Origin of the sequence: Cupriavidus sp. AU9028 (assembly GCF_019795295.1) — a bacterium.
In the GTDB taxonomy this organism is placed as follows: Bacteria; Pseudomonadota; Gammaproteobacteria; order Burkholderiales; family Burkholderiaceae; genus Cupriavidus.
Map to the genome: position 1 here is coordinate 1 of NZ_JAIMCG010000006.1, position 23,351 is coordinate 23,351.

General features: G+C 67.3%; 22 protein-coding genes and 2 pseudogenes. 8 read left to right on the top strand and 16 right to left on the bottom strand.

Annotated features, from left to right (window positions below):
- Positions 1 to 82: 82 nt before the first annotated feature.
- From K6V06_RS08365 to K6V06_RS08380, 4 genes are all read right to left on the bottom strand, one after another.
- Positions 83 to 379, bottom strand: a complete 297-nt coding sequence (locus tag K6V06_RS08365) for a transposase (RefSeq protein ID WP_222242076.1) — start codon at positions 377 to 379, stop codon at positions 83 to 85.
- A 235-nt stretch (positions 380 to 614) separates the two neighbouring features.
- On the bottom strand, positions 615 to 1,259 hold the full coding sequence (leuD, locus tag K6V06_RS08370; protein ID WP_222242078.1) for a 3-isopropylmalate dehydratase small subunit: 645 nt from the start codon (positions 1,257 to 1,259) through the stop codon (positions 615 to 617).
- On the bottom strand, positions 1,252 to 2,670 hold the full coding sequence (gene leuC, locus K6V06_RS08375; RefSeq protein WP_222242080.1) for a 3-isopropylmalate dehydratase large subunit: 1,419 nt from the start codon (positions 2,668 to 2,670) through the stop codon (positions 1,252 to 1,254). The genes leuD and leuC overlap by 8 nt, the downstream gene beginning before the upstream one ends.
- A gap of 90 nt (positions 2,671 to 2,760) precedes the next feature.
- Positions 2,761 to 3,729, bottom strand: a complete 969-nt coding sequence (locus K6V06_RS08380) for a tripartite tricarboxylate transporter substrate binding protein (RefSeq protein ID WP_222242082.1) — start codon at positions 3,727 to 3,729, stop codon at positions 2,761 to 2,763.
- A 100-nt stretch (positions 3,730 to 3,829) separates the two neighbouring features.
- On the opposite strand from K6V06_RS08380, the gene K6V06_RS08385 reads away from it, so the two are divergent.
- On the top strand, positions 3,830 to 4,756 hold the full coding sequence (locus tag K6V06_RS08385; RefSeq protein WP_222242084.1) for a LysR family transcriptional regulator: 927 nt from the start codon (positions 3,830 to 3,832) through the stop codon (positions 4,754 to 4,756).
- Positions 4,757 to 4,917: 161 nt separating this feature from the next.
- Here the strand turns inward: K6V06_RS08385 and K6V06_RS08390 are convergent.
- Positions 4,918 to 5,346: pseudogene (locus K6V06_RS08390) on the bottom strand (class I adenylate-forming enzyme family protein); the annotation flags it as partial.
- Between the two features lie 2 nt (positions 5,347 to 5,348).
- On the opposite strand from K6V06_RS08390, the pseudogene K6V06_RS08395 reads away from it, so the two are divergent.
- Positions 5,349 to 5,894 (top strand): annotated as a pseudogene (locus K6V06_RS08395) (acyl-CoA dehydrogenase family protein); the annotation flags it as partial.
- A 91-nt stretch (positions 5,895 to 5,985) separates the two neighbouring features.
- On the opposite strand, the gene K6V06_RS08400 reads toward K6V06_RS08395, so the two are convergent.
- Positions 5,986 to 6,639 (bottom strand): TetR/AcrR family transcriptional regulator, encoded by a 654-nt coding sequence (locus tag K6V06_RS08400; protein ID WP_222242088.1) that lies wholly within the window; start codon positions 6,637 to 6,639, stop codon positions 5,986 to 5,988.
- A 198-nt stretch (positions 6,640 to 6,837) separates the two neighbouring features.
- Between K6V06_RS08400 and K6V06_RS08405 the strand changes: the two genes are divergently transcribed.
- On the top strand, positions 6,838 to 7,812 hold the full coding sequence (locus K6V06_RS08405) for an NAD-dependent epimerase/dehydratase family protein (RefSeq protein WP_222242091.1): 975 nt from the start codon (positions 6,838 to 6,840) through the stop codon (positions 7,810 to 7,812).
- The gene (locus K6V06_RS08410) at positions 7,809 to 9,212 is read left to right on the top strand and encodes an NAD(P)/FAD-dependent oxidoreductase (RefSeq protein WP_222242101.1); all 1,404 of its coding nucleotides are present in this window, start codon (positions 7,809 to 7,811) and stop codon (positions 9,210 to 9,212) included. Before K6V06_RS08405 ends, K6V06_RS08410 begins: the two co-directional genes overlap by 4 nt.
- A 57-nt stretch (positions 9,213 to 9,269) precedes the next feature.
- Here the strand turns inward: K6V06_RS08410 and K6V06_RS08415 are convergent, their stop codons facing one another.
- A complete protein-coding gene (locus K6V06_RS08415; protein ID WP_222242103.1) occupies positions 9,270 to 9,854 on the bottom strand; it encodes a GNAT family N-acetyltransferase in 585 nt (194 codons plus the stop codon).
- Positions 9,855 to 10,005: 151 nt separating this feature from the next.
- On the opposite strand from K6V06_RS08415, the gene K6V06_RS08420 reads away from it, so the two are divergent.
- Positions 10,006 to 10,854 (top strand): AraC family transcriptional regulator, encoded by an 849-nt coding sequence (locus K6V06_RS08420; RefSeq protein WP_222242518.1) that lies wholly within the window; start codon positions 10,006 to 10,008, stop codon positions 10,852 to 10,854.
- Positions 10,855 to 10,970: 116 nt separating this feature from the next.
- The gene (locus K6V06_RS08425; RefSeq protein WP_222242105.1) at positions 10,971 to 11,906 is read left to right on the top strand and encodes a DMT family transporter; all 936 of its coding nucleotides are present in this window, start codon (positions 10,971 to 10,973) and stop codon (positions 11,904 to 11,906) included.
- Here the strand turns inward: K6V06_RS08425 and K6V06_RS08430 are convergent.
- The 7 genes from K6V06_RS08430 to K6V06_RS08460 form a co-directional block, all read right to left on the bottom strand.
- Entirely contained in the window at positions 11,903 to 13,999 is a 2,097-nt protein-coding gene (locus K6V06_RS08430) for an acetate--CoA ligase family protein (RefSeq protein WP_222242107.1), read from the bottom strand. The genes K6V06_RS08425 and K6V06_RS08430 overlap by 4 nt on opposite strands.
- A gap of 35 nt (positions 14,000 to 14,034) precedes the next feature.
- On the bottom strand, positions 14,035 to 14,994 hold the full coding sequence (locus K6V06_RS08435) for a tripartite tricarboxylate transporter substrate binding protein (RefSeq protein ID WP_370637428.1): 960 nt from the start codon (positions 14,992 to 14,994) through the stop codon (positions 14,035 to 14,037).
- A 152-nt stretch (positions 14,995 to 15,146) separates the two neighbouring features.
- Positions 15,147 to 15,527 (bottom strand): Zn-ribbon domain-containing OB-fold protein, encoded by a 381-nt coding sequence (locus K6V06_RS08440; RefSeq protein ID WP_222242111.1) that lies wholly within the window; start codon positions 15,525 to 15,527, stop codon positions 15,147 to 15,149.
- Positions 15,524 to 16,681, bottom strand: a complete 1,158-nt coding sequence (locus K6V06_RS08445; protein ID WP_222242113.1) for a thiolase family protein — start codon at positions 16,679 to 16,681, stop codon at positions 15,524 to 15,526. The genes K6V06_RS08440 and K6V06_RS08445 overlap by 4 nt, the downstream gene beginning before the upstream one ends.
- A gap of 22 nt (positions 16,682 to 16,703) precedes the next feature.
- Complete coding sequence (locus K6V06_RS08450; RefSeq protein WP_222242115.1) at positions 16,704 to 17,957, bottom strand: ABC transporter substrate-binding protein; 1,254 nt, start codon at positions 17,955 to 17,957, stop codon at positions 16,704 to 16,706.
- Positions 17,958 to 17,990: 33 nt separating this feature from the next.
- Positions 17,991 to 19,058, bottom strand: coding sequence for a cyclase family protein (locus tag K6V06_RS08455; protein ID WP_222242117.1), 1,068 nt, complete (start codon positions 19,056 to 19,058; stop codon positions 17,991 to 17,993).
- Between the two features lie 75 nt (positions 19,059 to 19,133).
- A complete protein-coding gene (locus K6V06_RS08460; RefSeq protein WP_222242119.1) occupies positions 19,134 to 19,967 on the bottom strand; it encodes an IclR family transcriptional regulator in 834 nt (277 codons plus the stop codon).
- Positions 19,968 to 20,181: 214 nt separating this feature from the next.
- Here K6V06_RS08460 and K6V06_RS08465 point away from each other — a divergent pair, with 214 nt between their 5' ends.
- Entirely contained in the window at positions 20,182 to 20,685 is a 504-nt protein-coding gene (locus K6V06_RS08465) for a DUF523 domain-containing protein (protein WP_222242520.1), read from the top strand.
- Between the two features lie 45 nt (positions 20,686 to 20,730).
- Here the strand turns inward: K6V06_RS08465 and K6V06_RS08470 are convergent, their stop codons facing one another.
- Positions 20,731 to 21,699 (bottom strand): TerC family protein, encoded by a 969-nt coding sequence (locus tag K6V06_RS08470; RefSeq protein ID WP_222242121.1) that lies wholly within the window; start codon positions 21,697 to 21,699, stop codon positions 20,731 to 20,733.
- A gap of 7 nt (positions 21,700 to 21,706) precedes the next feature.
- A complete protein-coding gene (locus tag K6V06_RS08475) occupies positions 21,707 to 22,213 on the bottom strand; it encodes a universal stress protein (RefSeq protein WP_222242123.1) in 507 nt (168 codons plus the stop codon).
- Positions 22,214 to 22,398: 185 nt separating this feature from the next.
- Here K6V06_RS08475 and nhaR point away from each other — a divergent pair, with 185 nt between their 5' ends.
- Complete coding sequence (gene nhaR, locus K6V06_RS08480; RefSeq protein ID WP_222242124.1) at positions 22,399 to 23,328, top strand: transcriptional activator NhaR; 930 nt, start codon at positions 22,399 to 22,401, stop codon at positions 23,326 to 23,328.
- Positions 23,329 to 23,351: the final 23 nt, after the last annotated feature.

Genomic DNA, 23,351 nt, shown 5'->3' on the forward strand with positions numbered 1-23,351 from the left:
CCGGCACGGCTCACGCCCAATACCCGGCAGGCGCGGCTGATCGATACGGCCTTCTTCTGCAACGCGCTGACTGCGTGATAGATCACTTCAGTTCGCGGGCGAAGAAGGCCGAGGCCTTTTTTAGGATCAGGTTGTCCTCCTTGAGCCGCCGGTTCTCCTCCTCCAGCTGGCGAATGCGCACCTGCTCCGGCGTGAGCGGCCTGCCCACGCCCTTGCCGCCGGCCAGCTCCACTTCGTATTGAGTCAGCCAGCGTCGCACCGCCGTCTCTCCAATACCCATGGTCTGGCACACGTGCGCCACTGAGAGGCCCTGGTCCTTAACCATCCGGACCACTTCCAGCTTGAAGTCGGGGTCGAATTTCCTGCGTGCTCTAGTCATCTGATTTCCTCGTCGATGGTGATTTTCCACCTATCGACCTGTCTGAGGAAATTGGACCACTACAGGGGAACACCGGGAGCAATGGAAACACCGCTGGTTTGCTCCCCTCGCCCGCTTGTGGGAGAGGGGGGAACACCGAAAGCATTGGAAACACCGCTGGTTTGCTCCCCTCGCCCGCTTGCGGGAGAGGGGCCGGGGGAGAGGGCAACGAGCGTCGGACTATCCCCACACCCCCTCAAGTCCTTCCCAGCCTTTCCCTCGTCAACGCCGCCACCCCACGGCACCAGGGCTCCGCTTCGCACCGCTGCCGTGCAAAGACCTCGATCTGCTGCCGGTATTCCAGCGATAGCCCGATCACGTCCACGCCAAGCCGGAACATGTCGTGATGCCGGGGCGAGATGGTAAAGCTGGCTTCGACGGATGGGCTGCGCACCCGCATCGCCTCCAGATCGATCGACACCGGTCCGCCGCCGTGCCGCTCGACGTCGTCCATCATCGCGGCCACCTGCTCGGGTGGCAGCATCACCAGCAGCAAGCGGTTGTTCATCGCGTTCGAGTAGAAGATCTCGCCGAAGCTTGGCGCGATCACCGCCCGCACGCCATATTGCAGCAGGCCCCAGACCGCATGCTCCCGGCTGGAGCCGCAGCCGAAATTCGCGCCGCCGATCAGGATGCGCGTATCGGCGAAGGTGGGCTGGTTCAGCACGAACGACGGGCGAGGGTTGCCTTGCGGATCGAAGCGCAGGTCATACAGCAGGCCCTGGGCCAGTCCCGACTTGTCGATGCCGCGCAGAAACTGCTTCGGCATGATCTGGTCGGTGTCCAGGTTCTCGATGCGAAGGGCGGCGGCGCGCCCCTCGATGCGCAGGGATTCAGACATGATGGCGCTCCAGCTTGCGAACGTCGGTGATCTTGCCGGTGACGGCGGCGGCAGCGGCCATCGCCGGGCTCATCAGGTGGGTGATGGCGCCACGGCCCTGGCGGCCCTCGAAATTGCGGTTGGTAGTGGACGCGCAGCGCGTGCCGGCGGCCAACACATCGTCGTTCATCGCCAGGCACATCGAGCACCCGGGCTGACGCCATTCGAAGCCTGCCTCGGCCAGCAGGGCAGCGATGCCTTCGGCTTCCGCCTGCGCCTTCACGGCACCGGAGCCGGGCACCACCATCGCCCGCACACCAGGCGCGACGCGGCGGCCGCGCACGACCTCGGCCACCGCGCGCAGATCCTCGATCCGTCCATTGGTGCAGGAACCGATGAACACATGCTGGATGGGCGTGCCGTCCAGCCGGCTGCCCGCGGCAAGGCCGGTGTAGGTCAGTGCCTGGGCGGCGCTGCGCCGCGCCGGTTCGTCAGCGAGGGTTTCGGGCGCGGGCACGGCGCCATCGACGGGCACCACCTGGTCCGGACTGGTCCCCCAGGTGACATGAGGGACCACCTCGGAGGCATCGAAGCGGTGCTCGATATCGAAGACGGCACCATCGTCGCTGTGCAGCGTTGCCCAATGCGCCAGCGCGCGCTCGCGCAGCTCGCCTTCGATATCCGGCGCGCGGCTCAGCACGTAGTCCATGGCGAGCCGGTCCGGCGCGACCAGCGCACCGCGCGCCCCGGCCTCCACCGCCATATTGCAGACGGTGAAGCGCGCTTCCACGCTCAGCGCCTCGATCGCCGAACCGCAGAATTCGACCACGTAGCCGCGCGCGCCCTGTGCGCCGATCCTGCCGATGATCATCAGCACCAGATCCTTGGCGGTGGTGCCAACCGGCAGCACGCCGTCGATGCGGATGCGCATGTCGCGGGCCATGCGGTAGACCAGGGTCTGCGTCGCCAACACGTGTTCGACCTCGGACGTACCGATGCCAAAGCCCAGTGCGCCAAGCGCGCCGTAGGTGGTGGTGTGGCTGTCGCCGCAGATCACCACCATGCCGGGGCGGATCATGCCGTGCTCGGGCGCGACCACATGCTCGATGCCCTGGAGCCGGTCATTGGTGTCGAACAGGGCGATGCCATGCCGCTCGCAGTTGGCCTTCAGGTTGGTGGCCTGCAGCGCGGAGGCCGGATCGGCGATCACCCGGACCGCGCCAGGGTGGGTCGGGATGATGTGGCTCACCACGGCGACATTCTGCCCAGGCATCAGCACCGGCCGGCCCTGTTCATGCAGGCCGGCAAAGGCCTGCGGGCTGGTGTACTCGTTCATCAGATGCAGGTCGCAGAACAACAGGACGTTGTCCTCGTCCAGCCGGGCGACCGTATGGGAATCGACGAGCTTGCGATATAGCGTGCGCGGGGTCATGCGGGATTCCAGGAGATTCGATGCGCCGGCAGTGGTATGCGACCGCCGGCATCCAGGGACGTCGATAGCGAAGCGGGATGACTCAGGGGATCATTCGGCGGTAATGCCGCGCTCCTTGATCAGCTTTGCCCACACCGGCATTTCCCTGGCCAGCCGCTCGCGCGCGGCCTCCGGGGTCGTCGGCATCGGGTCGAAGCCTTCTCGCACCATGCGCTCCTTCAGCGCAGGGGCGTTCAGCGCCGTATTGAGCGCGGCATTCAGCCGGGCGATCACCGGCTGCGGCGTGCCCGCCGGCGCGAACACCATGAACCACGTCTCGAAGGCGTAGTCGGGCAGCCCCGCCTCGGCGATGGTGGGCACAGTGGGCATCAGCGCCGAGCGTTTCGGTCCGGTCACGCCGATCGCGCGCAGCTTGCCGGCCTGCACCTGCTGCTGCGCGGCGGATAGCACCGGGAAGCTCATGTTGACCTGCCCGGCGATGGTGTCGACCAGGGCCGGGCCGCCGCCGCGGTAGGGAATATGTTCGATCGGAACGTTGGCTACGCTCTTGAACAGCTCCGCCGCCATATGGAAGGTACTGCCCGGTCCCGCCGAGCCGTAGGTGTACTTGCCGGGCTCGGCCTTGAGCATCGCCAGCAGGCCCTTCAGGTCCTGCGCGGGCAGCTTGTTGTTGACCACCAGCACGTGCTGCGAGCTGGCGACCATGCCGATTGGCGCCAGGTCCTTCTGCGTGTCATACGGCATGCGGGCGAACAGCGCCGGATTGATGGCCAGCGACACGGTCTGCAGGCCGATCGTGTAGCCGTCGGCGGCGGACTTGGCAACGGCGTCCACGCCGATATTGCCGCCCGCGCCGCCCTTGTTCTCGATCACGATGGTGCCACCCATGGCCTTGGCCCATTCGTCGGCCACCAGGCGCGCCGCGATATCGGCGCTGCCACCCGGCGCGTACGGCACCACCAGCTTGATCGGGCGTTCGGGGTATTTCGTTTGCGCCTGCGCCGCGCCAATCGCGCAACAGGACAGGACGAAGGTAGCGGCAAGCCATTGGGGTGTCATGGGCGTCTCCATCGTGGTGTGGTTATGCGAGGCATCCTATCATTGATAAAAACACGCATAATTTCCGGTTGGCACATTCTTGATTAACTGAAATTCATCAATGGACGGCTTCTCGGACATCGCGTTTTTCGCCATGCTCAATAAACACGGCAGCCTCGCCGCGGCGGCGCAGGAACTGGGCGTTACGCCGCCCGCGGTCAGCAAGCGGCTGGCGGCGCTCGAGCGGCGGCTCGGCGTGCGGCTGCTGCAGCGGACCACCCGCAGGTTGAGCCTGACGCCCGAAGGCGAAACCTATCTGGTGGAAGGCACGCGGGTGCTGGCGGAGCTGCAGGCGCTGGAGCAGACCGTGACGGGCAGCAGCGCGACGCCGCACGGCCTGCTGCGGGTCAGCGCGACACTCGGCTTCGGGCGGCGCCATGTCGCACCCGCGCTCGCGGCCTTTGCGCGGGCCTACCCGCGCGTCGAAGTGCAGATGCACCTCAGCGACCGCCCGGTCAATCTGGTCGAGCAGGGCTTCGACCTGCAGATCCGCTTCGGCGATCTGCCCGATGCCCGGCTCACGGCGCGCCTGCTCGCCAACAATCGCCGGCTGCTGTGCGCGACGCCCGGCTACCTGAAGGCGGCCGGCACGCCAGCCACGCCGCAGGACCTGACCCGGCACGACTGCATCTTCATCCGCGAGAGCGATGAAACCTTCGGTACCTGGCATCTGCGCAATGGTGCGCGCCACGAGACCGTGAAGGTGCGGGGACAGCTGAGCACCAACGATGGCGAATCGGCGCTGGCGTGGGCGCGCGAAGGCAGGGGGATCCTGCTGCGATCCGAATGGGACGTCGCGCCGCTGCTGCGCAGTGGCGAACTGCGCGTGGTGCTGCCGGAATGGTCGCTTCCCAATGCCGCCATCTATCTGGTCTTTCCCACGCGCAGCCACCTGTCGGCCAAGACGCGGGCGCTGGTGGACTTCCTGCTGGAGCGGTTCGCTGCGCACCGCCAACGCGGTACGCAGGCACCGTATCACGGCTGGTGACCGCCCCAAAGGCAGGCGGACGGGTCCCGCACCGGGCTTGACTGGCCCTCGAATCCCACTGCGCAACGCCGGCAGCTGTTGCCCTGGAGCAGATTCGGCGCCAGAGCCATCGATCAGGATGAGGATTCCCCGGGGCTGAATGCGCCAGCGGGGCCGGTGCTTCAGCCCACCCGGCGGTCGCGCCCCGCCCAGAACGGCTCGCGCACTTCCTTGCGCGAAATCTTGCCATTCGGATTGCGCGGCAGTTCGGCGACGAAATCGACCGACCTGGGCTTCTTGAAGTCGGCGAGCAGCGCGCGGCAGTGCTGGATCAATTCGCCTTCGCTGGCCTGCATGCCGGGACGCAGCACCACCACGGCTTTCACCGCTTCGCCGCAGGTCTCGTCGGGAACGCCGACGACGCATGCCTCGTAGACCGCCGGATGGCTGTACAGCGCCTGCTCGACTTCGGTGGGGTAGATATTGAACCCGCCGGAAATCACCATGTCCTTGCTGCGGTCCACGATGTAGATGTAGCCCTGGTCGTCCACGCGTGCCAGATCGCCGGTGCGCAGCCAGCCCTGTGCATCGAAGGCCTTCTGCGTCAGTTCGGAGCGGCCAGTTCGTCGATGCGGACATTTTGATGCACGAGGTCCGCGTGCCCGCGGCCAACCTGATCGGCAGGGAAGGAGACGGCTTCCGGATCGCCATGAATCGCATCAACGTCAACCGGCTGCTGCATTGCCCGACCATGATCGGCCTGGCCCGCCAGGCGCTGCGGCACACCATCGCCTATGCCAATACGCGACGCCAGTTCGGCGGCCCGATCAGCCGCTTCCAGGCGATCCAGCACATGATCGCCGACATGGCGACCGCGCTCTACGCCTGCGAACAGATGGTGCTGGCTACTGCCACACGCACCGATGCGGGCGAGGACATCCGTACCGAAGCCTCGATGTGCAAGCTGTTCGTATCCGAGCGTTGCTTCGAGATCGCGGACAAGGCAGTGCAGATCCACGGCAACGTTGGCGTTACCCGCAACCACCCGGTGGAGTTCGTCTTTCGCCGGCTGCGGATGTACCGCATCGTCACGGGCACCAGCGAGATCCAGCGCAATACCGTCGCCAAGGGCGTCCTTGCCGATGACGGCAGGGAATAGACCATGCGCTGGAAACGCAATTAACCGCCAGCGGCTTCGTTCACCCCGAACATTGGCCTGCAGGCAGACGGGCGGGCGCCCCGCTCCTGCGTCAGGTACCGCTGCGGCGCGGTAGACCCGGTTTGACCTGGCCCGCTTCGCGTCGCCGCCGCACCCCGTCCACCAGCGTTCGAACCATGGCATCGGCGAGGCGGTCCTTGCTTGCCGCGTCCCGGTCCGCCTCCGGCCGGTACCAGATCAGCGACCACTGGATGCCGCCGAGCAGGGTCTTGACCGCAACCGATACGTCCAGGTCTGGGGCCAGCGAACCGTCGTCCCTTGCCGCCTGCGCCTGATCCTTGAAGAGCTGCTCGAAGCGGTCGCGGCTGGCGATCAGCTCGTCGAGCGTCTGCCGCTGTGCCGGCGTGGTGGCGCCGAATCGATGCATCTGGACGCCTTGCGCCACCACGCTTTCGAAGGTGTGGTGCGTCAGTACCGCCATCGCATGCGCGCGCAGCATCGCCGCCAGCACCGTCATGGCATCCCCGCCTGCTTCCCGCGCCGGTTCGACTGCCTCGAACAGGCGGCGCATGCCCTCCCGATGCACGTCGAAGAACAGGTCGATCTTGGACGCGTAGTGGTGGTAAATGCGGCCCTTGGTCGCGCCGAGCCGGCGGGCGACATCGTCGATGCTGGTGGCGTGGAATCCCTGCTCCATGAAACAGGCGGCGGCTTGTTCCAGGATCTCTTGCTTGCTTGGAGTCATTCAGGTTCGGCGGGGGGACGAGCGGGAGCGATGGCAGGCGGCCTATCGTACACGATCGACGTCAGGTGTCCCCCCGTAAAGACCGGAATGCGGTGGTTGCGTTGCTAAAACCTACCGAGTAGTATGTTCCAGAAGAAGGGGCAGCAGTCCTCTCTGACACAACCGCCGGGTCCGACCGGCGGGCATGGGAGACAAGCGATGCGCGTGTTGATAACCGGTGCAGCGGGGTTCATCGGGGCGGCCTTGCTCAGGGCGCTCGCCTCGCAGCCCCGCCTGGTCGGCAGAAGCGGCGAGAGGGTGCCTGTCGAGGAGGTGGTGCTTGCTGACCGCGCCCAACCAGCGGTGCCAGCGTCGGCGCCATTTCAGATCCGCGCGGAGCAGGGCGATTTCGCCGACCCGGCCTTCATCGAGCGGCTGGCGGCATACCGGCCCGATACGGTCTTCCATCTCGCCGCCAGCCTGACGCTGGATGCGGAAACGGACGAGCCGCGCGCCTATGCGGTCAATGTGGAGGCGCTTCGTGCGTTGATACGGAGTACGTCGCGCGAGCCGATCCGGCTCGTGTTCGCCAGCTCGGTCGCGGTGTTCGGCGGCGTGCTGCCGCCCTCGGTGGACGAGAGCGTCCCGCCGGCACCCGATACGGTGTACGGCACGCACAAGGCCGTCGCCGAGCGTCTTCTCGCCGATGCCAGTCGGCGCGGCACCGTGGACGCCCGCGCGCTGCGGCTACCGGTGGTGCTGGTGCGCTCCGGCTCGGCCACGCCGTCGGTGTCGGACCGTATCGCCGCCATCGTGCGGGAGCCGCTCGCGGGCCGCGATGTGACCTGCGGCCTCGCGACGGATACGCCGATTGCAGTGGCCTCGGTGCAGGCCGTCGCCCGCGCGCTGATTGCCCTGCACGACGTTGCGCCTGACCGATTGCCTCACGGCCGCGTGCTGAACCTGCCGTCGCTGACAGCCACCGTGGGCGAGATGGTGGCGGCCGTGGCTCGCGCCGGCGGCGCGCAGGCCGCGGCGCGCATCCATTTCGAACCCGATGCCGGCCTGCAGCGCATCGTCCAGAGCTGGCCCCGCGCGCTGATTTCTCCGGCGGCGGAACGGCTGGGCCTGCGCGCCGACGCGAGCTTCGACCAGATCGTCGCCAACTATCGAAACAGCCAGGAGGGGCCATGACCGACCTCTTCGCGGGCGCCGCGCGAACCGGTAACGGCGACACAGCCGAAATACCCTCCGCCGCTGCCGGCGGGGCCGGATACGATGCCCATGCCCCGCGTGAGGCGCTGCCGGTTTGCATCGTGGGCGCAGGCTCTTCCGGCGTGGCGGCGGCCAAGGCGCTGAAGGAGCAGGGCGTCGCCTTCGATTGCTACGAGACGGGCTCTGCGATCGGCGGCATGTGGCGCTACCAGAACGACAACGGCATGTCGTCCGCCTACCGCAGCCTGCATATCGACACCAGCCGGATCAATCTCGGCTACTCAGATTTTCCGATTCCAGCGCACTACCCCGATTTCCTGTCCCATTTCGAGGTGATGGAGTACCTCGACGCGTATGCCGACCGCTTCGCCGTCAAGCCGCATATCCAGTTCCGCCGGCCCGTGAAGAGGATCGACCCGCTGAACGATGGCAGCTGGCGCGTGACGCTGGAAGACGGCGCCAGTCAGCGCTATCGCGCGGTGATCGTCGCCAACGGCCACCTGTGGGACCCGCGCTGGCCCAGCTTCGAGGGCGAGTTCAGCGGCGAGCAGATCCATTCGCACGACTACCGCACCGCCGATCCGTATCGGGACAAGACTGTTGTGGTCGTTGGCATCGGCAATTCCGCCGTGGATATCGCCGTGGATGTCTGCAAATCGGCGAAGCGGACCTTCCTGTCCACCCGGCGTAGCGCCTGGGTCATCCCCAAGTACATCATGGGGTATCCGACCGACCGGTGGTCCGCATTCTTCTCCCGCCGACTCAAGCTGCCGACGCGCGCGACCCGAACGCTGATTCGCTGGCTGGCATGGCTTGCCATTGGGGACCAGGCTCGCGTCGGCATCCCGCGGCCCGCACATCCGATCTGGCGCGAGCACGCCACGCTCAGTCAGGAACTGGTCCCCTATTGCGGGCACGGCTGGATCCGCATGAAGCCGAACATCGACCGGCTCGATGGCTCGTCTGTGCGATTCGCCGATGGCAGCCGCGAAGCGGTAGATGCCATCATCTACGCGACCGGTTACAAGACCACCTTCCCGTTTCTCGACCCCGGCGTGTTCCAGGTCGAAGACGGCAAGGCCGAACTGTATCGCCGCATCGTCGCCCCTGGCCGGCCGGGTCTGTTCCTGCTTGGCCTGGTGCAGCCGATCGGCCCAACGATTCCCCTGGTCGAGATTCAGTCCAAATGGATCGCCGCCGCGTTGTCGGGGCAGATGCGGCTGCCCGAAGCGCACGACATGGCAAGAGAGATCGACGCCCATCGGGCCGAGGTCGCACGCCGGTATGTCGGCTCCGCGCGCTATACGCTGGAAGTGGATTTCCGCGCGTATGCGCGGCAGATGGCGCGGGATATGCGGCGGGGCAGGGCAGGGGCCTAGCGGCCGGCACTGGCGGGAGACGCGCAGCCGCTGCCGCGCGTCCGCGCTGCGAGTCCATCAGACGGGGGCGGCGGCTGCGCGTTCCTCGAATGGCAGATACCAGAAGAGGGCGACTTCCCGGGTTCCCGGTTCCAGTCCCCGGTACAGATATCGGTCGTATCCGCCAAGGCGAAAGCCGTACCGGCGGTAGAAGCGGCACGCAGCGATATTGTTCGATTGGGTTTCGAGCCGCACCCCTGCAAGCGATGCGTCTTTTGCCCATGCAACGGCCGCGTCCATCAGCAGCCGGGCCGCGCCTGCGCCGCGGTAGGCGGCGTCCACAGCGAGGTCGTCGACGACGGCATAGCGGTTCCAGTCATGGGCGACTGCAAGGTAGCCAATCGCAGCGCCTGCAACCTCTGCTGTCCACAGCTGGCGATCAGGCCGCTCCAGGTACTCGGCGAGTTCGCCGGGATGGAAGGGATAGCGCTTTTGATAGGGCGGTTCAACCGGCACAGTGGTGTCCATGTCGAACGGTTCTACCAGCTCCGCCGCAACCTGAAAGGAAAAATCGCACCCCGCGAGCGAGGGCAGGGAATCTGCGTCGCCTTGCCTCACTGCGGGGGAGGCGCTGCGGATATGGAGTGGCCCTGTCGTGTCCATCGTTGTCTTGCCATCGGATCTGTCGCTGCCCGCGGCAGCGGATGTTCGGCGAGAGAAACGGCCGGCACCATGCCAGCCTGAAGGAGAGGGGTTTGAGTTTACGTTATCTTTCCATCATCGCCGTCACGTGAGTGTCCTGCCCATCTTCGCCATGCCAGCCGGTGAATTCCAGGTCCTTCCCAGCGCCATGCGCGGCGTGCTTGCCGTGCGGGCCAGCTCGCGCCATCGCTTTGCACGGCATACGCACGAGCAGTTCGGCATCGGCGTGCTCGAGCGCGGTGCACAGCGCTCGGCCAGTGGACGAGGGGAGGTCGAAGCGGTAGCGGGAGACATCATCACGGTCAATCCGGGCGAAGTGCATGACGGGGTGCCGCTTGACGATCGCGGCCGCGCCTGGCGCATTCTGTATTTCGATCCGGGTGTGCTGGCGCCCGTCTGCCAGGAAATCGACGAAAGCGGGCGCGCAGCGGGCGAGTTCACCCTGCCGGTACTGCGCGATGGCGCCACGGCGGCGACCCTGGTGCAGTTGTTCGATGCAATCACCTGCGGCAGCCGGAACGCGCCGACCGACGCGGCCTTGCACCGCGAGAGTCTGCTGCTGATGGTGATCGCCCGCGCCATGGACGAACCGAGCCTCCACCAAGGTGACCGTCCTCGCGTCGCCCAGACGCCGTCGTCCATCGTTCACGCGCTCGCACGCATTGACGACGATCCTGCCGCTCCTGTCGCGCTGGACGATCTGGCAGCGGCCAGTGGCCTGAGCCGGTTCCAGGTGCTGCGCGCCTTTACCCGGGCCACCGGCATGACGCCGCATGCTTACCTTGTGCAACGCCGCATCGATCTGGCGCGCCGGCTGATGGCTTCCGGTCTGGCTTTGGTGGATGCCGCAGCCGAAAGCGGCTTCGCCGACCAGAGCCACATGACGCGCGTTTTCGTGCGCAAGTACGGCCTGTCCCCTCGGGCATACGCCGCTGCCGTCGGTGGACTTGATCGGCGCTGACGCGGTTTTGCTTCGCGATCCACCGGCGGGCCGCGGCCCGCTGCAATTTCGTTCAAGACGCCCTCGACACCGCCGGGCTACGCTGCGACCGTCCAATCGTCGGGAGGCAGCGCACCATGTCCAGCAAGAGTCAAGGCTATCTGTATCTGACACTGGCGATGATGCTGGTCGGCAGCACCGTCATTGCAAGCAAGGTCATTGCCACCGGGCTGCCGCCGTTTACCGCGACGGCCCTTCGCTTTGCCGTGGCCCTGCCGGCCTTCGCCTTGCTGATGTGGCTGACCGGCACGGCGTGGCCCATCATCGCGCGCGCTGACTGGCCTCTGCTCGGGCTGCAGGCCGTAGCGGGCAGCGTTGGCTATACCACGCTGCTGATCTCGGGATTGCGGCTGACCTCGGCCGCGGACGCCGGGGTCATCATCGGCACCCTGCCAGTGGTGTCGGCCCTGGTTTCCATGGTGGTGCTGAAGGAGCGGCCCGGTCGTGCGGTCCTGCTCGCCATCGCGCTGGCCACGGCCGGCGTGCTGACGGTGGCCGTGCCGGGCGAGGGCGGCGGGGGCGGAGGAAACGCCGATAGCGCGGATAGCGCGCAGGCCGCCTGGGCGGGCAACGCCCTTGTGCTCGGCGCGGTGGTTTGCGAGAGCCTGTTCATTCTGTTGAACAAGCGGCTGCGGGAGCCACTGCAGCCGCTTGCCCTGTCTACCTTGATGACAGCGATCGGGCTGGCTGCTTCCCTGGGTTTCGCGCTGTTCGAGGCGCCGTGGTCGATGACAACGACGGCGGGCGCGGCAAGTGCCACGCGTGGAGAAGCGCTGGTTGCGGTGCTGTACTACGCCCTGCTGCCGACCGTCGCCGGTTTCCTGCTGTGGTACGCCGGCGCTGCGCGCACCAGCGGTACCGAGGCATCGTTGTTTACCGCGCTGGCGCCCGTGTCCGCCGTGGCGATGGCGTTCCTGCTGCTGGGCGAGCCGGTAACCGCGCTGCAGCTCGCCGGCATCGCGTGCGTGGTGGTCGCCGTGGTCACCCTGATGCTGGCGGGACGGCGGTCCTAGCGGGCCACCTCCATCGACGCATCCACCACCATCACGCCGTCGGGGTTCGCCATTACCGGGTTCAGGTCCACCGAGCGAACGGTCCCGCCCGCCTCATGCACCAATCGGCCGACCGCCACGGCGGTGCGGCACAAGGCGGCCAGGTCCACTGCCGCCTCGCCTCGCACACTGGCGAGCACAGGTGCGATCCGCAGGCCGCGCAGCGCCCGCTCGACTTCGTCCTCGGTGCAGGTCGCGAGCAGGACCGCGGTGTCCCGCACCACCTCCACATACTTGCCGCCATCGCCGACCACCAGCATGGCGCCGAACACCGGGTCCCAGCGCGCGCCAATCATGCATTCGCGCTGGCCGCGCACCAGCGCCGCGACGATCACCCCTTCGGCCTGCACGCCCATGCTGCGCAAGGTCGCCATCTGCTGCTCGAATGCCGCCGTTACCGTCGCTTCATCGTTGCAGCCCAGCGCGACCAGGCCGTGTTCGCTCTTGTGCGGCACGGCGGCCGCGCACGCCTTGACCGCCACGGGTCCGCCGAAGCCGCGCCATGCCGCTACGGCCTCCTCCGCGCTGCGGCACAGGCGATGCGGCACCACCGGCACCCCCGCTGCGGCGAGCTGCGCCAGGCTCGCGGCTTCGCTGAGCGTCGCCGTGCCGGCAGGCGTTTCCGCGCGGGCGGGACCGGGAAGGGCCGGTGGACGGGCCGCCAGCTGCACCAGCCGCAACCGATGCTGCCGCCATTGACTCAGGGCCGGCAGCGCTTCGCTGGCGTTGGCGAAGACCGGGACGCCTCGCCGACGGAAGGGCTCGGCCACGCCCGGCTGCCACGCCGCGACGGCGATCGGCTTGCCACTGCTGTCCGCAAAAGCGGCTGCGTCGGTGGCGAAGCGCTCGATGTCGTACCCCATGCCAGCGACCGGAATATCGAGCAGCACCATGTCGGCGGCGGCATCGCGCGCGATCATCGGCAGCACGTCGCCGAACAGCCCGCTGTTGGTCAGCAGTGCGGCGGTGACATCGACCGGATTGGCCGTCGCAGCGAAGCTCGGCAGACGGCCGGCCAGTGCCGCTTGCGTGTCGGTCGACAGCGGGGCCATCTCCAGCCCCGAGGTTTCAGCGGCATCGGCGGCCACCACGCAGCTCGCACCGGAGTTGCTCACCACCACCAGGCCGCGCCCCTTCGCCTGCCATTCGCGCAGATACAGCGGGGCGCAGCGTGCCAGCGCGTGGCCATCGTCCACGCGCCAGATGCCGTGATGCGCGAGGAAGGCATCGACCGCGCGGTCTTCGTTGGCCAGGGCGCCGGTGTGCGATGCGGCAGCCCGTTGCCCGGCACTGGTGCGCCCGGCCTTGACCGCAACTACCGGGACGCCGCGTTCGCGTGCCACCGCGGCCGCCTGGGCCAGCGTCGCCGGATCGGACAAGGTTTCCAGATACAGCAGCATCAGCCGGACGTCATCATCGTGCGCGACCGCCAGGGCCAGATCGCTGACGGTGACATCCGCCTGGTTGCCGGTCGCGTGCATGTGGCGCACACCCAGCCCTTGCTGCCTCAGCAGCCCATAGACCATGGCGCCCATGCCGCCGCTCTGGCTGATCACGGCGATCGGGCCGTCCTGCGGCGGCACCTCGATGAACATGGTCGAAAAGCTGGCGATTGCACCGCTGCCGAAGTTGGCCAGCCCCTGGCTGTTGGGACCGACCAGCCGCATTCCTGCAGCGCGGGCGAGGTCGACCATCTGCTGTTGCTGACGCTTGCCTTCCTCGCCGGCTTCGCCAAAGCCAGAGGCGATCACGATGGCCGCCGCCACGCCGAGCCCGGCGCAATCGCGCACGGCCTGCACCGCGGCCTCGCCGGAAACGACGACAATCGCCAGTTCGGGCGCTTCCGGCAGCGCGTCCAGCGACGGGAAGCTGCGCAGCCCCTGGATGGTGTCGCGCTGCGGATTGACCGGATATAGGGTGCCGCGATAACCGTGCTGCCGCATGTAGTAGATCGGCCGGCCGCCGATCTTGTGGATATGGTCCGACGCACCGATCACGGCAATCGAGCGTGGCGTCAGCAGGGCGTTCAGGTTCCCGGAAGGAGCGGATGGCATGGCGGCTGTCCTGATGCGCGAAAGAAAAGGTAGGGTCAGTCGATGGTGGCGCCGGAGGCCTTCACGACGCCGGCCCATTTGTCGATCTCGGTTGCCAGGAAGCGGCCGGTCGCGTCCGGCGCGGTCCATTCCGCGCCGAAGCCTTGCGCCGCGAAGCGCGAGCGGACGTCGGCTTCGTCCAGCACGCCGCGCAAGGCCTGGCTGATGCGCTCCACCACCGGCGCGGGGGTGCCGGCGGGCAGCAGCAACGCGTTCCAGGCGGTGGCCTCGTAGCCGGGCAGGCCCGATTCCGCGATGGTCGGAAGCTCCGGTGCGGCCGGGGAGCGGCTTGCTCCCGTCACGGCCAGCGCCCGCAGCTTGCCGTCGCGCACGAACGGCATGGCCGACAGCATGGTGTCGAACATGACCGTGGCCTGGCCCCCGATCACATCGGTCAGGGCCGGCGCGCTGCCCTTGTACGGTACGTGGGTCATCCGGATGCCGGCCATGGTGTTGAACAGTTCCGCCGACAGGTGCGTGGACTGACCGTTGCCTGAACTGGCGAAGGTCACCGCGCCCGGCTTGGCTTTCGCCAGGGCGATCAGCTCGCCAACGTTTTTTGCCGGCGTGGTCGGGGCGGTGACCAGCACCAGCGGGCCGCGCGTCAGCAGGCTGACCGGAGCGAAGTCGCGGCGCGTGTCGTAGCCCGGCTTGCGGAAGAGCGTCATGTTGATCGCGTGCGCCGTCGTGGCAACCAGCATGGTGTAGCCATCGGGCGCCGCGGTGGCCACCGCTTCCGCACCGATATTGCCGCCCGCGCCGGGCCGATTTTCCACCACCACGGTCTGCCCCAGCCGCTCGCCGAGCTTCTGCCCGACGACCCGCGCGACGATGTCCGTGGGGCCGCCGGGCGGGTAGGGCACCACCATCCGGATCGGCCGGGCGGGCCAGGCCTGGGCGAACGCATGCCGCGGCAACAGCGCGCACAGCGTCGCCAGCACCACCATGGCCAGCATTGCCTGCAACGATCCAGGCCACCACGACGGCGGGGACGGCACGGGGGCGAGCGCGGCCCGCCGAGGCTGGATGTTCGGTTGCATGGGTGTCTCCGGTCGGACAGTCGAAAGGGGGGGGCGCGTCGTTGCGCGTTGGCGTTGGGTGTGCGCGGCTATTCGCGCTGGAATCGCAGCAGCGTCCGCTCGCCGTGCCGGAAGAACCCGGCGCGAACGCGGTCGCCGATCGCCACGCCTGGCTCGGCATGTCCCATCACCCGCGGTCCTTCGTCCAGCGTGGCAATCACCAGGGTGTAGGGCACCAGCGCGCGGAAGCTGTCGTCGGGCGCCCGCGCGACCTCCGAGACCGCGTAGACCGTCGCCGTGCCGGCCGCGTCCCGCCAGTCGAGACGAACACTGCCGCAGCGCTGGCATGCGTGGCGCTCCAGCGATTGCGCGCTGCCGCAGTCCAGGCACGCCTGAAAGCGGACCCGTCCCCCTGACAGTCCTTCCGCATAGGGGTGCAGCGCGCACACTGCGACGGGATCGGTCGTCATGAGGCCGCCTCCAGCACCAGGCTCACGTGGGAAGACAGTACGCCGCCGTCGGCGTGGAACAGCGCCCGCCGGCGTGGCGAGATCTGCCGCGGTCCTGCGCGGCCCGCCAGCTGGCGAGCGGCCTCCGCCAGGTGCATCAGCCCTCCCGCCACACCCGAATGCCCGAACGCCAGCAGCCCGCCATGCGTGTTCAGTGGCAACTGGCCATTGGCCCCGAAGTCGCCAGCGAGCAGCCGCCCGTGCGCGCCACCGCGAGGCGCAATGCCGATCTCTTCCAGCAGCATCAGCAGCGTGATGGTGAACGAGTCGTAGATCGCCAGGTAGTCGATCTGCTCGACGCCGAACCCGGCTTCGCCCAGCGCTCGCTGGGCAGCATCGGCGGCGCCGGTGTGCATCACGCTGTCGATCGCGCACAGGTGCTGGTGACGATGCGCCTGACCGGCACCGGCGATACGCACTGGCCGGCCCCGACCCGGCTGCGCGGACACCACCACGGCCACGGCGCCGTCCGAGATCGGGCAGCAGTCGGACAGCAGCAATGGCGCGGCGACCGGCTTGGCGGCACGCGTTGCGGCGCGGCTCATCGACTCGCGCAGGTGGGCGTCCGGATGGCTGGCGGCATGCTCGCGCATCAGTACCGCGAAGTCCGCCAGCGCATCGCGGGGAAGGCCGGTTTCCATCAGGTAGCGCGACGCCAGCAGTGCGTAATAGGCGGGCACCGACGCGCCGTTGGGCACTTCGATCTGCGGCTCGCCCACCTGGGCCAGCGTCTGCACCGATTGATCGCGGCTCTGTCCGCTCAGCCGGTTCTCGCCGGCCACGACCAGCACATGGCGGCACCGGCCCGCGCGTACCAGCTCGCGCGCGAGCATCGCCATCGCGCCGCCGGTCGCACCACCCGCTGCCATGCCGTGTGCGTAGGCAGGGGTCAGGCTCGCGAACTCGCAGAAGCGGTCCGCCAGCATCAGGTGTGGCATCGTGGTGGCGTAGCCGCACAGCACGCCGTCGATCTCGCTGCGCGACAGTTCGGCGTCCGCCAGGGCCGCGTCCGCGGCGCGCGCCATCAGGGTCAGCGGCGTGCTGCCCGACAGGCGGCCGAAGGAGGTATTGCCCGTGCCGCGCACGAACGCAGTGGGCCCATGGGTGAACTGCATGCCGATCCCGTTGCTGGCTGGCTCAACGCTTGAGCAGCGGACACTTCGACCTGGACGGGGGCATGAACGCCTGGTCGCCCGGTACCGTGGCCAGCACCTTGTAGTAATCCCACGGGTACTTCGATTCCTCCGGCCGCTTTACCTCGAACAGATACATGTCGTGCACCATCCGCCCATCCTCGCGGATGCGGCCGTTGGCGGCGAAGAAGTCGTTGATCGGCGTCGACTTCATCTGTTTCATCACGGCGGCGGTCTCGTCGGTGCCCGCGGCCTGCACCGCCTTCAGGTAGTGCATTACCGACGAATAGACACCGGCCTGGCTCATGTTCGGCATCTTCTTGAGCTTGTCGAAATAGCGGCGCGACCACTTGCGCGTGGCATCGTTCATGTCCCAGTAGAACGCCTCGGTCAGCACCAGGCCCGCGGCCGTCTTCAGTCCGATGGCATGGATGTCGTTGATATAGAGCAGCAGGCCGGCCAGCTTCTGCTTGTTGCCGTTGGTCAGTCCGAATTCGTGGGCGGCCTTGATGGCACTGACGGAATCGCCACCGGCATTGGCAAGGGCGATCACCTCGGCCTTGCTGGCTTGCGCCTGCAGCAGGTAGGAGGCGAAATCGCTGGCCCCGATCGGATGCCGCGCCGCGCCGAGCACCTTGCCGCCCGCCTCGGTGACCACCGCGGTCGCAGACTCCTGCAAGGTATGACCGAAGGCATAGTCGGCGGTCAGGAAATACCAGGTCTTGCCGCCACGCTGCACCATCGCGCGCGCGGTGGTGTTGGCCAGAGCGTAGGTGTCATAGGCGTAGTGCACCGTCAGCGGCGTGCACAGGTCGTTGGTCAGACGCTCGCTGCCGGGGCCGGAGTACACCACGATGCGGTTTTTCTGCTTGGCCACTTCCAGCACTGCCAGCGCCGGTGCGGAGGCAGCGACATCGAGGATGGCGTCCACCTGCTCCGTGTCGAACCACTCGCGCGCCTTGTTGGCGGCGATATCCGCCTTGTTCTGGTGATCGGCCACCACCAGCTCGATCTTGCGCCCGAGCACCGTGCCGCCGAAATCGTCGATCGCCATCTGCGCGGCGGTCGCGCTGCCGCGGCCCGTCACGTCGGCATAGAGCCCGGTCATGTCGAGGATCAGCCCGATCTTCACCCTGTCGTCGGACAGGCTGCCCTTCGGCTTCGCCTGGGCGCTGGCTGGCAGCGGCGCCGCCGCGGCGAGCGCCAGCGAAGCAAGGCCAAGCAGACGGGCAAGGCGCGGGGCATGGCGTGGCTTCATGTCGGGTCTCCTCTGGATTGTTGTTTTGATGTCCTACACCGTGGCGATCGGTGTGGCGGGCGAACCCACCGCACCGGGCAGGCGCAGTGGCGGCGCCGTGAGCATGAAGCGCGTGCGCCCGTGATGCCGCAGCCAGTCCGCCAGCTCCCGCAGGTACCACAATTCGCCCAGCGGCAGACCGAGCTTGAACAGGCAATGGTGATGCAGCGGCAGCAGCGGATGCGGGCCCGGTCCGCTGGGCGGGCGCGCCGGATACCGCTCGACCGCGTAGTTGTCCGCGATGAGCGCGGCGATACCGGAATCGGTGATCCACTGCAGAAGCCTGTCGTCGCGCCCATCCAGTGCGCTGCAGCTGTGGTGCAGCACCGTTTCGTCCGGCTCGCGCTGCATGGACAGCACCACCTCTGCAAAGCCGGTGCGCAGCAGCAGCATGTCGCCGCGTTCGATCTCGACGCGATCCGCGTCCATCGCGCGCATCAGGTCGTCGTAGCCGATATTGCGAAAGTCGGTGCCGAACCAGTGCGCCAGATCGACCAGCACCCCTCGCCCCTGCATCCCCTTGACGGCGAAATTCTCGATACCCAATGCACGCGCTTCGCTGTGCTCGTGATTGCAGCCGTGCGCCGTGTAGTGGTCGTTGTCGTCGTAGTCCATCGGCCCGACGATATCGGTGTTGGCGCGGTAGCCGTTGTAGTAGACGCGCTCGGGCCGGCCGTCGCCATCCGCATCGAACAGGGCGCCGACGTGGGCCAGCGAGTCCCACTGGGTCGAATACTGCAGCGACAGCAGCACCTGGTCGTCGGAAATCACGTCGGTGGCGGCCGGGTCTACCTTGGCCAGCGGGAAGTTCAGATAGGGCAGGTCATCGCGGAAGGTCGGCCGCAACACCGGCGGATGGCGGCGCGGATTGAGCTTGTTGCCGCCGGGATAGTCGAGCGGCAGCGACAGGCAAAAGCTGAGCCCCGCCTGAATCTCCCGAGCGGCCTTGCGGACCTGCTCCGGACCGATCAGGTTCAGCCTGCCCAGTTGATCGTCGGCACCGAAGTCGCCCCACGTCGAGCCTTCGGGGCGCTGCTTCCAGCGGGCGTCGGATGTCTCCATGTCGATGTTCCTTGTTCTGTCGTGTGTGAGGATGTTCTTCGCCAACCGGCTAGCGCTGCGAGCCCCGGCGCTCTGTCATTGGGCGCCGGCAGCCAGCGCCGCACTGGCCGTCCGCGTCACGGCACCCCGGCGGGGCCAGCGATCGGGATAGGAAGGCACGATCGTGCCGAGGTTCGCTACGATGCCGTCGGCTTCGCGGCGCAGGGCCTTGGCCATGGCGATCTCGCGTGCGACGATCCGCTCGTTCAGTGCCGCGATGCTCAGCGCGGCGACCGGGTAGCCGTCCGGTCCCGGCAGGGCGATCGCGATGCCGCCCATGCGCTGGACTACGACGTCGAGCAGCACCGCATAGCCGCGTGTGCGAGTCGCTTCCACATGGCGGAGGAGCGCCGCCGCGCTCAGGTGGGGGTAGCGCTTCAAGGCCGGCGCCACGCAACCCAGCACGGCCTCGACTTCGTCGTCGGGCAGCGCGGCCAGTAGCGCGAGACTGCCGGCGCCAACGCCCAGCGGACGGCGGCTGCCGACGTCCAGATAGTTGGCGCGGATGGGGAAATTGCCGAAGCGCAGCTCGGCGCAGACCGACTCCCAGCCGCTGGGCACGGACAGGATCGCCGTGTCCTCGAATGCCGATGCAAGGCGGATCAGGGAAGGGCGGGCGAGCGGACGCAGGTCCAGGCGCCGCAGGGAAGCGGCTTGCATGACCAGCCATTCCGGTCCCGGGCTGAATGCCTTGGTAAGCGGATCGCGCGATACCAGGCCCTCGGCCGAGAGCGTGTCGAGCAGTCGAAGCGCCGACGCCTTGTCGACGCCGGAGGCCTGTGCCAGGTCGGTCAGGCGCGAGTTGCGCGGGTCCGTCAGGGCCCTGAGCAGGGCGCACGCCTTGCGCAACGACGATCCGTGGCCCGCCATCGACTGTCCCCCAAGTATTGTTTGTTTTGCGCGGTGAAACCGCAGAGGACGTTATAGGCGGTGGAAGCGGCGCCGTCATTTTGCGACGCATCAAAGTTTTGCGGAGTGAAACGGCAAGACGCCATGCCACCATGCGCGGCGCCAGCCGGTGCCGGGTGCCCTTCGGTGATCGTGTAGAGTGTCGCGCGACATCGATCGACAGATCTTCTTTCCCATGACATCAAGAATCCTTGTGAGCGCCTGTCTTCTCGGCCGGCCAGTTCGCTACAACGGCCAGGCAAAGCCCGTCCTGCACGCCGCTCTGGACAGGTGGCAGCGTGAGGGAAGACTTGTGTCGGTCTGTCCGGAATTGAGCGCCGGCTTCCCCGTACCACGTCCGCCGGCCGAAATTGCAAACGGTCAGTCCGGGGAGGATGTTCTGTCCGACCGTGCCCGCGTGGTGGAGGCAACCGGAGCGGATGTCACCGATCTCTATCTGCAGGGAGCATGGGCCGCCTTGTCGGTGGCGCAGGAACATCGTTGCCGCTTTGCCTTGCTGGCCGATGGCAGTCCGTCATGCGGCAGCAGCTTCATCTACGACGGCCAGTTCGCCGGGCGAAAGCACGAAGGGGCGGGGGTGACGGCCGCGCTCCTGCGACGACATGGCATCGAGGTCTTCGCGGAATCGGAGATCGAGGCATTGGTGCGCCGGGTCGAAGGCAACGCGGCAGCGGAGTAACGCAGGCCCGGCATCCCCGGTCCCGCGGCAGCAGCGAGGCGATCATCAAGTTGTCGCGTGGTCGCGCTTGCGCTCGGTCAGCTTGAGGCTGAGCAGGACGGAGATCAGGATCACCGAGCCGACGACAGCCAGCGACCATTGCACGGGCAGGTGGAACCATGGTGCCGCCAGCATCTTGCCCCCGATGAACACCAGCACGAGCGCGAGGCCGTACTTGAGCAGATGAAAGCGCCCGGCCATGTCGGCGAGCAGGAAGTACAGCGCGCGCAGCCCCATGATGGCGAAGATGTTGGAGGTGAAGACGATGAACGGGTCGGTCGTCACGGCAAAGATGGCCGGGATGCTGTCCACCGCGAAGACGAGGTCGCTCGCCTCGATCATCATCAGAACCAGGAACATCGGCGTGGCCCAGCGCACGCCGTCGATGCGCACGAAGAACTTCTCCCGGTGGAACACCGGCGTGATGCGCATATGGCCACGCAGCCAGCGCAGCAGTGGATTTTTCTCCAGATCGGGCTGGTGATCGGCGAAGATCAGCATCTTGATGCCGGTCACGATCAGGAACGCACCGAATACGTAGAGGATCCACGAGAATTCCTGCACCAGCCAGACGCCGGCCAGGATCATTGCCGCCCGCATGACGATGGCGCCAAGGACGCCGTACAGCAGCACGCGCCGCTGCAGTTCCGGCGGCACGGCGAAATAGGTGAAGATCATCACGAACACGAACATGTTGTCGACCGACAGCGACTGTTCGATCAGATAGCCGGTGATGAACTCCAGGGCCTTGCTGTTGGCGACTTCCCGCCCGGCGGTACCATCCAGATACCACCACAGCAGCGCCGCAAAGGTGAAGGCCATGGACACCCAGGCGGCAACCCAGCTGCCGGCCTCCTTGACGGAAACCCGGTGCGCCTTGTTGCCGCCGAGGACGAACAGGTCCAGCGCCAGCATGGCGATGACGAAGGCAATGAAGCCGGCCCACATCGGACCGGTGGCAAAGGATTCGATCATGGTCGGTTCAGGAGGCAGTGGCCCAGAGCAACGCCATTCCCGCGCCCACGCCAGCCGGAATGCCAATCCTCTCGATCATGCCCGCCGGCGCGCCGGCGACCACCTCGACGGGAACCGGGCAGCAGTCGAGCAACTGGTTGGTCAAGGAGTGCTCCACCGCGCGAACCAGCGCGCTTTTGCGGGCAGTGCCGATGACAACGCGGTCGCAGTGCAGCCGGCGCGCCAGCTCGACGATGCAGTGAGCCTTGTCGCCCACCTCCCGATGGACGAAATAGAGCACGTCGGCGCCATCGAGCAGGCGCCGCGCCTCGGCAAGCTCCTCGTCGGCGCGTTCACGCTGGAAGTCGGCGCGCAACTGCCGGCCCACGTGGCGCGCTACGTAGTGCGAGAAGGGCGGCTGCACATTCAGCAGATGCACTCGCTGCGCCTCGCCGCGGTGGAACTCGTCGATCGCGTGACGGACGGCAAGCAGGGCGCTTGGCGAGCCGTCGCACGGCAAAAGGAGCGTGGCCATGTCGGTGCCTCCTGATGATGTGGGTTGCCCATTGACGCAGCGACGACACCTGGTGTGCAGCGGCTGGACAATGGAAATCTAGGCCACCGAAATGTCAGCGAAAAGCAGATTGTTTGGATAACATCATCCGAGAAAGCCGAAGATTTCCGGCTGCTTCCGACGCTTTCCGGGGGAGGGTTCTGGCGATGAACTACAAGCATCTTCACTACTTCTTCCAGGTGGCCAAACTGGGCGGCGTGCTACGCGCCAGCGAGCGTCTTCATCTGGCGCCGCAAACCATCAGCAGCCAGATCCAGTCGCTGGAGGAAGCACTGGGCACCCCGCTGTTCGCCCGGAACGGGCGTGGGCTGGTGCTGACCGATGCGGGACAAATGGTCCTCGGCTATGCGGAGGCGATTTTCTCCATCGGCGCCGAGCTTGAGGCGGCCGTGCGCGAGCAACCCGCCAAGGGAAAGGTGCTGGAATTTCGCGTGGGGGTCGCCGATGCGGTACCGAAGACTATCGCCTGCCGCCTGATCGCGCCGGCTTCGCAACTGCCCGAGCCGGTGCGCATGGTTTGCCGGGAGTGGAAGCTGGACACGCTGCTCGGTGAGCTGGCGCTGCACCGGATCGACCTGGTGATCGCCGATGCGCCAATCCCCTCGGACGTCAGCGTGCGCGCGTTCAATCATCGATTGGGCGGCTCTGGCATCAGCTTTTTCGCCGCGCCGGCGCTGCTCGCCTCGTGCCGCGGGCCGTTCCCGGGCTGCCTGGAAGGCGCGCCCATGCTCATGCCCGCGGCCGAGTCGGCGCTGGGCAAGCGGCTGCGCAACTGGTTGCAGGCGCAGTCGCTGCGGCCTCGTGTCGTTGCCGAATGCGACGACAGTGCGCTGGCCAAGGAATTCGGCCGGCGCGGCATGGGCATCTTTGTAGCGGCCACGGTGCTGGAGAGGGACATCGAGAAGCAGTACGCGGTGCGCGCGCTCGGCGCAACCGCCGATGTCGTGGAGGAGTTCTTCGCGATCTCGGTCGAGCGCCGCATCACGCATCCGTGCGTGACGGCGATCACGGAAGCCGCGCGCAACGAGCTGTTCGCGACCTCGGTGCGGCGGCGTGGCAGGCGCGGCGCTGGCTGAGGGCTTGGCGGCAGCGCAGCCCG